We start from the raw sequence: 12884 nt of genomic DNA, 5'->3' as shown, positions 1-12884 counted from the left end.
TTGATTGATTGAATGATTTATAAAGACTTATATTCAAAAGAAGGGAAACCTCTTTCTCCTTTCACTCCCTGATTATCTGCATCTGCCTTAATGAGTCTGGTAAACCTCAGCTTGAAATAAAATCCATTTGCATCTTTGATGATGTAGAAACGGTCTCCATATACTTCAAGGCCGTTTGCCCCGACAGGATTTCTCCAGTTTGCGCCAATAACACGCTGATCGTTATAGATGAATTTCGACTGATCAATATCCGAAGTTTTAAAGTTGTTGTATGCCTCTAGTCCTGATGCCGGCGCAGGCACCACCACTTCATAAGCTCCAGTCCCACCGACATTATTGGTGGTTACAAAGTCGGCAAAAATATAGCTTCCCGCTCCTGTAATGGTGTTTGTAAATACGGTAAAACACAGGTCCCATTTTTTCTTTTCCGGCTGAATGGTAATTTCTTTTTTGTCTTTTAAACTCACGAAATTATAATTATAGGCAGCATTTTTATTTACGGTAATCACATAATTTTCCCCAGCAATATCTCCATATTTCACTTTATATCCCTCTCCAGCACGTACGATCTGTATTATTTTCCAGCCTCTGCTGTCTCCACCCGTAGCAACAGAGCCAACAGGTACCGGACCTGCATTAATTTCTTTTCCCATATTGACAAGGTAGACTGCATTCTGGGAATCGATGGCTTCAATCTTTTCAATCGCAGTATATCCATTTGGGAAATCTCCTTTAACATCATCGATATAGATTTCATTTGCCGGATTGAAATTTGCCACCTGAACCTGGGTTTTCAAAGTAGAAACCATAGCTTCAGTTACCTGGCTTATATCCGTAACATTAGGAATTTTAGCAGCAGCCATCATAATGGACGAATTCAATACTACCTTAAACTGAGCCCCTGAATAAAACGCCAGGTCCCAATCCGTTCTTTTGGTAAGGGTCTGAACAGGTCCTTTTGTAACGGGATCGATTTCGCTTAAATCTATCCAAACCTGATTCGGTTCTGTTGCTCCTCCTACTTTAGGGTCTCCTATAGCTCCTTGAAACGGAGCCACCGCTACAGGATCTTCATTGTCATTAATACAGGACTGAGATAAAGATGCTCCTATCCATAAGCAGAATAGTATTTTTTTCATTTCTAACTTATTTAAAAATTATAATTTAATCTGGCAAAGTAACTTCTGCCATAGAACAGATTCTGTTGATTGGCAGCTGCATTGTGGCTGTTTCCGGATTGAATCGTATTGTTTACACTCGTCACGTCTAAGATATTTTTCACTCCTGCGCTTATTTCAAAATGGTTTTTAAAGAAGGGCTGGCTCACTGTGAAATTCAGCATATTGAAATCGCCGATTTCTCCCAGTATATATTGTCCCGGATCTGTTGGATTATTTTTTTCTCCCCGATGCGTGTAACGTCTTTGCTTCCCGGTATATTTATAATAAAGGGCAAACAAGGTTTTTGAAGACGGTAACGTGTAGTTGGCTGCAAGATTGGCTTCCGCATAATAATTGTAATTATCCGGTGAAGTGATCTTTTCAGTATTTAAGACCTGCGAAATTCCCATTACCGAAATTCCTGCATTCAATGTCAGATCCCCTTTTCTTGCATTAACGCCTCCGCCAAATAGCACAGACCTATAGTTATCCAAATTCAGAAAAGTAATCTGCAACGGGCTGTTGTTGATAATAACATTCTCGATCCTGTTTTTTACATCGAGGTACATCCCTGAAAGACTGAAATTAAATTTCCAGTTATTTGTATTGGTTAACTCATAGTCCCAGAATGCGGCGGCAGAATATCCCGTTTCCGGCTTCAAACCCTCATTTCCTCTGATATCATGATTGTTATCGACTACGAAAGTATACAGTTCATCATATGTCGGGAATCTGTTGGCAGATCCAAAAACCGTTCGGATGTCCGAATTCTCAGACGTTTTAAATCTTAAAGTCCCTGAATAATTATATTGTGCACTAAATCTGTCGCTTAAAGCCAATCTTACTCCCGGACGGAATGACAGCCAGTCATTGATGTTCCATTCTGCCGATAAGAAGTTGGCATAATTAAAAACCGTACGTTCAATGCTCTTTCCGTTATTGTTGCTTTCAAAGGTTGTCGCATCAGCGAAACCTTTAGTCCGGTCTAATTCATATCCAAGCTGAAAATTGATCTTTTCATTATTCAGGAAATTGCTGAACATCCCTCTTGAATACAGTACATTGGATTTATAGAACGTAATTTCGGGATCTCTTGATATTTCCCGTCTGTTAGGAATATCATAGGTGTATATCTGTGATTTTCTTTCCTGGCTCTGATAAGAAAAATCACCGTTATAATTAATCCTTCCCAGTTTGGTTTGGATATTAAACTGGTGAATCCATCTGTTGGTATGATAATCCTTATCATCTGCAGTGTAAGTTCTGTTAAGCCCTCCGAGCGGTAGTGTAGTAATTAAAGGATTGTAATAATTTATTTTCTCGGTAAGAAAATTTAATTTGTAGAAGAAACTGGTATTGTTTTTACTATAGCGTATGGTCCCGTTAGTTGTCAGCTGTTCTTTCGGCTGCCAGTCATAGCCCCGCAGTGCATCGTTGCTTTCGTTAAAATATTTGTATCCGTTAAGATCACCTTTATATCCCTTGAAATCATTATGATTAATATCTCCAGAAACCGACCAGTTGTCATTAATTCTATATCCTAAATTTAAAGACTGAATATGACGGCCGTTCCCTTTTTTAAACCAGTCATAATCTTTTCCAACAGTTTCCTCCTGTAAAGAGGCCAGTGCTGTAAATTTCTTGCCATAGCTTTTCTTCGTAATAATATTTATGACTCCCGCCACCGCATTGTTCCCATATTCAACACCCATTGACCCTTTTACCACCTCAATCCGTTCGATATTATTAACGTTGATTTTTGTAAGATCGACAAGATTCCCCATCCCCTCATCACTTACTACAGGAATATTATCGATGAGAATCTTTGTATACGCCCCACTAAGTCCCAGAATATTGGCACTCGAATTTCCTGAGCTTTTATTCGGTTCTATTAAAATGTTAAGATTCTGATTCAGGACTTCTGCAACATTCGTTACCGCCATATTCTTAATCTGCTGTGCATCTATGACTTCAACCTTATAAATAGATTTATTAATCGCTTGCTGGGTATATTGCCCGGTGATGACAACCTCTTCTATTTTACTTTGATTGAGAGAATCTTTTTCCTGTGCATTCATCCAGAGAACCGTGGATAATGATAGAACGGAAAGCACTTTCTTCTTCATAGAGGCAAAAAATTTTTGACAAATATAATGTTTTATTTAGAACAATTAAAAATAATTGTATAATTTTGTAGAATAATTCTAAATAAAAATAATGTTATGAAATTACGACTACTTATTGGAACTTTGATGCTAGCGGCAGCTTCGGCTCATGCACAGGTAGCTACAATTAATGAGAATTTCAACAGTTTTACCTTGGGTCAGGGACAAAATGTTTTCCCCCAGAATCAATGGACCTCAATACTTCCTCCCGGTGTCGGAAATCCTAATCCCATGATGAATATCATTGCCAACGGACCATCTGATCATTTTGTACAATCTTATTCAGGAGCAAACCAAAACAGCCCCCAGTATTTAATTTCACCAATGATTGTAGCACCTGACGGAAATAAAACCTTAACTTTTAAAGCAAGAAGAAATACGGGTTCTGCACCGGGTACGGTACAGGTAGGATTGGCTTCCAATCCAACTGATATGACTACTTTTGTTGCTCTGGGGAATGCTACTTTCCTGTCTGGTGATGTATTCCAAACAATCTCCGTCCCTGTTACAGCTTCTGCATCACAATATATTGTATTCAGATTTGTAGGTCCTCTTGCACCTCATACTGTATTGGAAATTGATGATGTTGTCTATGCAGCTTCGGCTAATCTTGCTGTCAACGATGCTCAAAAATCAAAAAATGAGATTCAGTTTGTCATAACTTCTGATCATACTGCTTTACAGTTTGTCACCAAAAAAGATCCTAAAAACATCAGCATTTACTCGGCTGCCGGTCAAAAAGTGAAAGAAGGAAAATTATCCGGTAGATCATTTGATATCAGTACACTGCACACCGGTGTTTATTATATGATTATTGAAACACAGGAAGGTGCCGTTATAAAATCCAAGTTTATTAAAAAATAAGATTTATTAGACCTCATAATTTTAAAGCCTGAAGTATGAATTCATAGATCAGGCTTTTTTTATGGACAGTATCAAAACGTTTGACGCACACAGTCAACAAAGATTTAGAAATAAAATTTAATATGGAAACACGATAAAAATCATATTTTATTTAGAATAATTAAAAATAATTTATATAGTTTTGTAGAACAATTCTAAATAATAAATATATTCTTCATGAGAACAAAATTACTCCTGGCTTCGCTTTTTTCAGTAGCAGTTCAGCAAACTGTGCCTGCACAGATTGATATAAACGGATATACTACTGTAAATATGACGATGGGAACCAGCTATCAGAACCGTGTATTTTTCGATTTAAGTGCAAACAATACGGTTTCACAGCCAGCTAATATGTGGGATATCGCTTTTTACAGGAATTCAAGCATGAATTTCGGAACAAGGATTAATGATGCACAGAATATCGAAGTCTATCAGGCTTCCGGTAACCCGAATGACTGGAGTGCAATTACGACCAACAATGTCTCGGCTTATGGATCCCCTTTATATAATATGGATAATACCACATCTATACAAAAGGGTGCTTTTGAACAGGGAACTGCCACATATGGATGGGGAGAATATAATCCAGGAAATCATCATATAGAAGGAAAAGTAATTTTTATTCTAAAATATGCTTCAGGTATCTATTACAAATTTATGATTGATGATTATTTCGGAGGCTATACTTTCAAATACGCCAAATGGAATGCAGCAACGTCATCATGGGACACTACCGTTTCAAAGACCATTGCCAATGGTTCGGATGATGCTTACTTCAACTATTTTTCTCTTGCCACAGGGAATCAGGTAGCCGGTCTTGAACCATATAAAACCAACTGGGACTTTATGTTCACCAGATACTGGACTGATTATCCATACATAGACCCTAATACGGGACAGCCAGCCACGATGAAGTACAGAATGTCCGGTGTTATCCAGAATACCAATATCACGGTGGCAAAAGTACAGCCCGAAACACAGGCAACGATGACATCTACCCTCCCGGCTTCTGCAGCATTTTCAAATAATATTACAGCTATCGGCCATAGCTGGAAACCAACGATGGGTGTATACAGCGATGTTGTGTATTATATCAAGCAGGGCTCTGAATATTACAGGATGTACTTTACTTCCAACGAGGGAAGCACGACCGGAAATATGTATTTCAAATATAAAAATATCACTTCGGTATTGGGCGTTACTGATGTTTCCGGTAAAAAAGCATCATTCGGTATCTATCCGAATCCGGCAGCTGCCGATCAGAAGGTGACTGTTTTATTTGACGTTAAAGAAAAACTTAACAGCAAAGGCAACGTTGAAGTGTATGAACTTTCAGGAAAAAAGGTGTATTCAGCAGAACTGACCAATCAGACCGGGTTCTACAAACAGGATCTGAACCTGTCTCATCTTAGTTCCGGAGCTTACCTGGTAAAAATTACTTTTGGCGGCCAAATAGAAACTAAAAAGCTGATCATAAAGTAAAATCTAAATTTAATACTTTCTATTTTTTCTAATAAAAGGCTGTTCACATTCGTGAGCAGCCTTTGAATGATAAAATCTTAGCTGAGACTTTTGCTGAAAAATTACAGAGTAATAACTATAAAATTTTAGATCCTTTATATACCTGTGTAGAGCTTTCCAGCATCTTTGAGATATCCCTGCGGAAATCCAGTAAATGATCCTGCCCGTTGTGTCGGTTCAGGTGCTCTTCAGATTCCCACAGCTCTGCCATGAAAAAAGTCCCTTTGGTCACTTTATCTTCAACAAGGTCATATTGCAGGCAGCCTTCTTCTTTCCGTGTTTCTCTTACCAGCGTCTGAAAAAGCTCTACTGCTTCCATCAGATAGTTTTCATTCAACCTGAAGAGTGCGACAACATATACGTTCATATTTATTATTTTAAGGATGTAAATGTAGAATATTTTCAAAGCTGAAAATCAATTTTTCGCCTATATTTTATCCATATCCTAAAATACTTATCAAAATACAGATTTACAGACTGTTATCGAGCTCATTACGATGACAAGAGTTCCTATCAGGAGGAACATTCCTTTTACAGGAAGTCTGGCAGTAAGCATGGCAGAAAACGGTGCGGTAACAATCCCGCCGAGCAGAAGCCCCAGAATAATATTCCAGTGCTGGATCCCCAAAGTAAAAATAAAGGTAATTGCCGCTGTTAAGGTTAAAATAAATTTTGCCACGGTGGAACTTCCGACAGCAAACCGCGGAGTAAAGGAATTTTTAATTAGAGTTCCAGTCACCAAAGGCCCCCAGCCTCCCCCTGCAAATGAATCGATAAAGCCTCCAGCCAGCCCAAGTCTGGTCAGATTGGTTTTCTTTTTCAATTTTTTGTCCTGTTTGGGTTTAAATGCATTGGACAGAATCCGGATACCGAGGTATAAAGTATAAAAAGAGATGAGTGTTTTAGTGATTTTAGAATAGTATTCTCCGAGATAAGTTAAAGATAAAGCTCCGATTACCGCGCCAACCACAGCAGGTATTGCTAATCTTTTTACCAGGCTCTTGCTCACATTTTTTAATTTGATATGGCTTATGCTTCCCGCAGCAGTAGTAAAACTCTCTGCAGAATGAATGCTTGCACTTACAGCATGCGGCGGAATATTCAAAAATAAAAGAGTAGTGGTACAGATTACGCCGTAGCCCATACCCATAGAACCTGCAACAATTTCGGCCAGGACACCGACTAACAGCATCCAGTAGAAAATATAATGATCTTTTGCCAAAACAGTAAAGAGTTCATCAAGATACCCAAGCTGATACATGGACAGAACAAAAATCAACAATACCGCTGCCGTTATGAAAAACAGGTTAAGCCTGAACTGAACTTTCTTAGAAATCACCGTACCTGCTTTCTATAATTTAAGGTTAAAAATAAATTTGTAACGATCTCATTTAATATTCTCCAGACATTCTTAACTATATCATGATATTGATTATAAAATCATTACTGCTCCTACGGTTGAATGGCTGGTTTCATCAATCAGAATAGCATTTCCGGTACCCTTGCTTTCTTCAAAACGGTCAAACACCAATGGAGAGGCTGTTTTAAGACGAACTTTCACGACTTCGTTGAGGTTGACGCTTTCTGAAACCTTTGTCTTTTCCAATGTATTGACATCGATTTTATATTCGATTTCTTTTACAATGGTTTTTAAAACCCTGCTCTTATGCTGAATAAGATATTTATTCCCTTCATTAAGGCTTTTGGTATCAAGCCAGCAGATCACCGCGTCAATCTCATTTTCAACCTTAGGAAGATCTCCTGAGAACACCAAAAAATCGCCGCGGCTGATATCAATATCATCTTCAGTATGTAAAACAGCCGGCTGTCCGGCAAAAACGGCCTCAACTCCATGGCCTGCGGTTTCAATCTTTGAAATTCTGGTCTGAATATTTTGCGGAAGAACAGTTACCCCATCCCCTTTCCGGTAAATCCCGGAGATCACTTCTCCGGCATACCCCCGATAATCATGAAGTTCATCAGTCTGCGGACGGATCACGTACTGCACCTGAAATCTCGGACTTTCAAAATGATGGTCTGCATGGATGCTGACATTTTCAAGGAAATATAACAGTACATCACCCTGATACCATGGCATATTATCTGACCTTTCCACGATATTATCCCCATGAAAAGCTGAAATCGGGAAATAACTGACATGCTCAAGTCCCAATTTTTTGGCAACCAGATCATATTGCGCTTTGATATCGTTGAATACCTCTTCAGAATAGTCTACCAGATCCATTTTATTCACAGCTACTGCGATATGAGGGATCTTCAGCAATGAAGCAATGATTGAATGCCTCCGCGTCTGTTCGATCACGCCCTGTCTGGCATCGATCAGAATAACCATTAACTGTGAGTTCGAAGCTCCGGTCACCATATTCCTGGTGTACTGAATATGCCCCGGTGCATCAGCAATTATAAACTTCCTTTTCGGAGTGGAAAAATACCGGTATGCAACATCAATGGTAATTCCCTGCTCCCTTTCAGCTCTAAGTCCGTCCGTTACAATGGCAAGGTCTATTCCATTTTCATTCCTGTTTTTCGACTGTTTTTCCAGCGTTTCAAGCTGGTCAATCAATATGTTCTTACTGTCATACAGAAGCCTTCCGATCAGGGTACTTTTGCCGTCGTCCACGCTTCCCGCAGTGATGAATCTTAATATGTCCACGTTTGTATTATTAATAATGAGTAATTGGTAATGAGTAATTTTTTAAACGACTCTATTTATAATTGTGTTAATCGATGAGTAATAAATGAAGTAAGTTTTGTATTATTTATCACTCATTGCCGATTATTTATTTTATTTAAAAGTATCCTCCTTTTTTCCGGTCTTCCATGGCAGCTTCCGTTACCTTGTCATCAATCCTGGTTTCTCCTCTTTCTGAAATCCTCGAAGCCGTAATTTCGCTGACCACTTCATCCAACGTTGTCGCCGAACTCTCAACGGCAGCAGTACAGGTCATGTCACCGACCGTCCTGTAGCGAACTTTTTTATTCACCACTGTATCGTTTTCATCAATCCGGATAAAATCTGAAACGGCAATCAGTTGACCTTCAAATTCAATCACGTCCCGGTTATGCGAAAAATAGATCGAAGGAAGGCGAATCTTTTCTTTTTTAATATAATTCCATACGTCAAGCTCCGTCCAGTTGGAAATCGGGAAAACCCTTACATTTTCCCCTTTGCTGATCCTTCCGTTATAGATGTTCCAAAGTTCAGGACGCTGCAGTTTTGGATCCCATTGCCCGAATTCGTCACGGACAGAGAAAAAACGTTCTTTGGCCCTTGCTTTTTCCTCATCCCTACGGGCTCCGCCGATGCAGGCATCAAATCCGAATTCTTCAATCGTGTCTAAAAGAGTATGGGTCTGCAGCCAGTTTCTGGAAGCAAATTTTCCTTTAGGCTCTGTAAGATTCTTAGCTTTGATCGTGTCTTCAACCTGTCGTACAATCAGTTCCGCACTGATATTCTTTGCCAGATAATCTCTGAATTCAAGGGCTTCCGGGAAATTATGTCCCGTATCGATGTGCACCAAAGGAAACGGAATTTTCATTGGAGCAAAAGCCTTTATCGCAAGATGAACCAAGGTAATGGAATCTTTTCCGCCGCTAAAGAGCAAAGCCGGCTTTTCAAACTGTGCCGCCACTTCACGCATCATGTAAATACTTTCTGCTTCCAGCTGGTCCAGATAGTCTAATGTATGGGTATTCATTATTTGAAATTTTAAAATTAATGGCTGTGCAGGCCGCATTCTTTATGTGAGCTCTCCCACCACCAACGCCCGGCACGGGGATCTTCGTCCTGAGTAATTGCGCGGGTACACGGCTGGCATCCCACACTGATAAAGCCTTTCTTATGAAGAGACAGTTCCTGCACATTATGCTGTTTCAGGTAATCCAGTACTTCCTGGTAACTCCAGTGCATTAACGGGTTGTACTTATACAGCTGCCGTTCTTCATCCCACTCAAGCACCGGCATCTGCTCACGGTTTTGCGACTGTTCCGAACGCAGGCCCGTAATCCATATTCCCGCGTTGGCAAGCGCTCTGTTTAAAGGTTTAACCTTGCGGATAAAACAACATTCTTTCCTATTTTCGACAGATTGGTAGAAAGCATTGATGCCTTTTTCATTCACATAAGCCTCTACATCCTGAGAATCAGGGAAATAAATTTCTGTTTTTGATGTATACCTTGCATTGTTTTGAGAAAGTAATTCGTAATGTTCACTGAAGAGCCTTCCGGTATCTAATGTGAAAACTTTTATTGGCAGAGATGCCTTGAAAATCATATCGGTAATCACCTGATCTTCCTGACCGAGTGAGGTGGAAAAAACGGCTCTATCCTGGAATCTGGACGAAACAAATCTCAGTCCTTCCTCTGCCGGAAGCTGTTCAAGTATAGCTGCATCTTCTTTTGAAAGCATAGTTTATTCATTTGAAGTCATGCAAATATCTGACAAAATTATTATCCCACCAAACAAGTAGACTAATAATTTGAGGTATGTAAGGAACTAATCTACCAGATCCAATAATGTCTTCTTATCTAAAATATTCAGAGAAGCGTCCCGTACCTCAATCAGTACGTCATGCAACCCGCAGTGGTCTTCATTGCAGTCATCACATTTTTCATAAAAATTCAGGCTTACGCAGGGAAGTAATGCAATGGGGCCGTTAACCAGGCGGATAATTCTTGCCAGGGTCACATTTTCAGGATTTTCCCTTAACAGGTAACCACCTCCTTTCCCTTTTTTACTATCAAGGATATTTGCTTTTTTAAGTTCAAGCAAAATATTTTCCAGAAATTTTAAAGGGATTTTCTTGCGGTCTGCAATTTCTGAAATAAGAACAGGGCCGTCATTTCTCTTTTCAACAAGATATGACAGCGCTTTAAAAGCGTATTGGGATTTTTTGGACAGCATTTACAACAAAAATAGGAAAATTGTTTGGAATGTGGAATTTTAAAGATTATGGTTTAAAAATATCCATCGGAAGTATCTAAAGCAAATCAATAACTTCCCTACACAGCTTTTAATTTCTGCCAAATCACTATATTTGTTATATGTTCAGTAAACAGGAAGCACAGCAGTTAAAGAAAGAGTTTTGGACCGCTTTCGGAAAATCTTTTCCGAGAAAATGGATTTTGTATGATACGAAAATTAAAGATATGTCTTTCAAATTTTACGCAGATAATAAAAAAGCGGAAGTTTCTTTAGACATCGAAATGAAAGATGAGATTTTCAGGAATGCCTATTATGAAAAAATATGGTCATTGGAAGATATTCTGAAAGACTTTATCGGTGACTTCCAAAAGGAAGAATATTTTACTCTTGAAAACGGAAAAGTTATCAGCAGAATCTGGGTTGAAAAATCCGGCATTTCCATTTTCAATAAAAATACATGGCAGGAAACTTTTGAATTTTTCGTGGACAAAATGGATGGCTTTGAGAGATTCTACTATGAATATGAAGATTTTATAAAAGATGTCTGAATAAATAAATTATATCAGCCAGAACATCTTCAGAGATTATTTAAACGTCTGGCAATGGATAGAGATACTGTGAGATCAATTCATATTAATTTTAAAGCCTTGTTGAAATAATTTTCATATTTTAGTTCGTATAAATACCACATCTTTATTCATCATACTTTCAGGCAGAATAATTCCGATATTCTTTAAAACCAAATCATAAAATTTAAAACGATGGAAAACAATCCCATATTTTTTGCAGACGGCTCAGACTCAAGAATGATGGAAGCTTACAAAAGAGCACAGGAAACGTTCAAATATTTCTGGAGAGAACAGTCCTGGGAATACCGAAGAATTATTCCCGCACTTACCGTTTCCTGTGTGAAAATTGCTTTTTATCAGGAAGATCCGGAAACCGGGGAAAATATCGTTGAACATATGTGGATCAATGATATTGATTTTGACGGCGACCATGTAAAAGGATATCTGATCAATGAACCTAACGAATTGACTCATATTCAGGTAGGCGATTATGTTAACGTTCCATTGAATGAGATCAGCGACTGGCTTTTCGCTATTACTCCGGCAACAAAGAAACAGACAGGACTTTCAAAACTGTTTTCATCTTCCGCAGAGCCTTTGCCAAAAGCGTACGGTGGTTTTACCATTCAGAAAATGAGATCTGATATGTCACCGGCTGAAAGAAAAGACCACGATCAGGCATGGCAGCTGGATTTCGGAGATTTTAATGATATTGAAGTAGTATACGAACAAAAAGAAAAGCCGGAAAACCTGATTGAACACCCGATGAGCAGAAATATGCAGGCCGATTTCGTCAAGTTTTTAAAAGACTATCCAGATGAACTTACCCATACAGATGAAAACGGATTAACGATTCTCCACAAAGAAACTATCGCCGGAAATTTAAGCTCAGTCGAAGTTCTGCTAACAGCTGGAGCTGACAGAAATTTGAAGACCAGTAGCGGAAAAACAGCTCTTGATTTTGCTAGGCAGCTCAACTGGGAACATTTAATCCCGGTTTTGGTAAATTAAATATCCATTTTAGAGAGATTTCCGGGTTTCTCTTTTTATCAAATGGCAAATGCAGGAAAGTTATCTTTACTTACATTGCACTCATGAAAGAATTATTTGATTTTATATTAAAATTCGGGAATTTGAACCAGCAGCAAATGGATTTGATTGCCGACAAAGTCACGGAAATTAACCTTACCAAAGAAAGCTATTTTTCAGAAGCCGGAAAGATTGCCCGTCAAGTAGGTTTCGTTAAGAATGGGATTCTACGTGTATGCTATTATAATAAGGACAGCGAGGAAATTACAAAATATTTTATAGATGAAAATAATCTGGTGGTTGATCTGGAGAGTTTTGACAATGAGATCAGCTCAAGCTCTTATGTCCAGGCGGTAACCGATTGTACGATTCTTGTGTTCCAGAGAAAAGACTGGCTCGAGCTTTTACAGACTATTGTCGGGTTCGATTCAATTGTCCACAAAATCATTTCAAGAGCATTGATGCAAAAAGTGGAACGGAGAAGCCCGCTGGTTTCGGAGGATGCCACCACACGCTATTTAAGACACTCTCCCACAAAGTGTGTAAGTTAAAAAGTCAGGGCTTAGATTTTATAATCTGAGCCTTTCTTCAA

General features: G+C 38.8%; 13 protein-coding genes. 5 read left to right on the top strand and 8 right to left on the bottom strand.

The features are described from left to right. Nucleotides 1-17: 17 nt before the first annotated feature. The gene (locus tag MKJ01_RS08620; protein WP_241615233.1) at nucleotides 18-1139 is read right to left on the bottom strand and encodes an HmuY family protein; all 1122 of its coding nucleotides are present in this window, start codon (nucleotides 1137-1139) and stop codon (nucleotides 18-20) included. 11 nt (nucleotides 1140-1150) lie between these two features. Beyond that, complete coding sequence (locus MKJ01_RS08615; RefSeq protein ID WP_241615234.1) at nucleotides 1151-3286, bottom strand: TonB-dependent siderophore receptor; 2136 nt, start codon at nucleotides 3284-3286, stop codon at nucleotides 1151-1153. A gap of 96 nt (nucleotides 3287-3382) precedes the next feature. Between MKJ01_RS08615 and MKJ01_RS08610 the strand changes: the two genes are divergently transcribed. Both MKJ01_RS08610 and MKJ01_RS08605 read left to right on the top strand, forming a co-directional pair. After that, a complete protein-coding gene (locus MKJ01_RS08610) occupies nucleotides 3383-4189 on the top strand; it encodes a choice-of-anchor J domain-containing protein (protein ID WP_241615236.1) in 807 nt (268 codons plus the stop codon). A 216-nt stretch (nucleotides 4190-4405) separates the two neighbouring features. After that, entirely contained in the window at nucleotides 4406-5710 is a 1305-nt protein-coding gene (locus MKJ01_RS08605) for a T9SS type A sorting domain-containing protein (RefSeq protein WP_241615238.1), read from the top strand. Between the two features lie 115 nt (nucleotides 5711-5825). On the opposite strand, the gene MKJ01_RS08600 is transcribed toward MKJ01_RS08605, so the two are convergent. The 6 genes from MKJ01_RS08600 to MKJ01_RS08575 all read right to left on the bottom strand — a co-directional run bounded on the left by MKJ01_RS08600 (nucleotide 5826) and on the right by MKJ01_RS08575 (nucleotide 10673). After that, entirely contained in the window at nucleotides 5826-6116 is a 291-nt protein-coding gene (locus MKJ01_RS08600; protein WP_241615239.1) for a putative quinol monooxygenase, read from the bottom strand. Between the two features lie 90 nt (nucleotides 6117-6206). Next, nucleotides 6207-7088, bottom strand: coding sequence for a sulfite exporter TauE/SafE family protein (locus MKJ01_RS08595; RefSeq protein WP_241615241.1), 882 nt, complete (start codon nucleotides 7086-7088; stop codon nucleotides 6207-6209). Nucleotides 7089-7181: 93 nt separating this feature from the next. Continuing rightward, nucleotides 7182-8423 (bottom strand): GTP-binding protein, encoded by a 1242-nt coding sequence (locus MKJ01_RS08590; RefSeq protein ID WP_241615242.1) that lies wholly within the window; start codon nucleotides 8421-8423, stop codon nucleotides 7182-7184. 136 nt (nucleotides 8424-8559) lie between these two features. Next, entirely contained in the window at nucleotides 8560-9468 is a 909-nt protein-coding gene (cysD, locus tag MKJ01_RS08585; RefSeq protein ID WP_241615243.1) for a sulfate adenylyltransferase subunit CysD, read from the bottom strand. A gap of 17 nt (nucleotides 9469-9485) precedes the next feature. Next, nucleotides 9486-10178, bottom strand: coding sequence for a phosphoadenylyl-sulfate reductase (locus MKJ01_RS08580; RefSeq protein ID WP_241615245.1), 693 nt, complete (start codon nucleotides 10176-10178; stop codon nucleotides 9486-9488). A gap of 87 nt (nucleotides 10179-10265) precedes the next feature. Further along, nucleotides 10266-10673 (bottom strand): Rrf2 family transcriptional regulator, encoded by a 408-nt coding sequence (locus tag MKJ01_RS08575; RefSeq protein ID WP_241615246.1) that lies wholly within the window; start codon nucleotides 10671-10673, stop codon nucleotides 10266-10268. A 140-nt stretch (nucleotides 10674-10813) separates the two neighbouring features. Between MKJ01_RS08575 and MKJ01_RS08570 the strand changes: the two genes are divergently transcribed. The 3 genes from MKJ01_RS08570 (at nucleotide 10814) to MKJ01_RS08560 (ending at nucleotide 12843) form a co-directional block, all read left to right on the top strand. Then, nucleotides 10814-11242 carry a DUF4268 domain-containing protein gene (locus MKJ01_RS08570; RefSeq protein WP_241615247.1) on the top strand — a complete coding sequence of 143 codons (429 nt, stop codon included), beginning with the start codon at nucleotides 10814-10816 and terminating at the stop codon, nucleotides 11240-11242. Between the two features lie 213 nt (nucleotides 11243-11455). Next, entirely contained in the window at nucleotides 11456-12274 is an 819-nt protein-coding gene (locus tag MKJ01_RS08565; protein WP_241615248.1) for a DUF2314 domain-containing protein, read from the top strand. A gap of 83 nt (nucleotides 12275-12357) precedes the next feature. Next, on the top strand, nucleotides 12358-12843 hold the full coding sequence (locus MKJ01_RS08560; RefSeq protein WP_241615249.1) for a Crp/Fnr family transcriptional regulator: 486 nt from the start codon (nucleotides 12358-12360) through the stop codon (nucleotides 12841-12843). Nucleotides 12844-12884 lie beyond the last annotated feature (41 nt).

This window comes from Chryseobacterium sp. SSA4.19, assembly GCF_022601875.1.
GTDB lineage: Bacteria > Bacteroidota > Bacteroidia > Flavobacteriales > Weeksellaceae > Chryseobacterium.
Note: the sequence above shows the minus strand (reverse complement) of the source record. Positions and strands in the feature narration are given on the sequence as shown.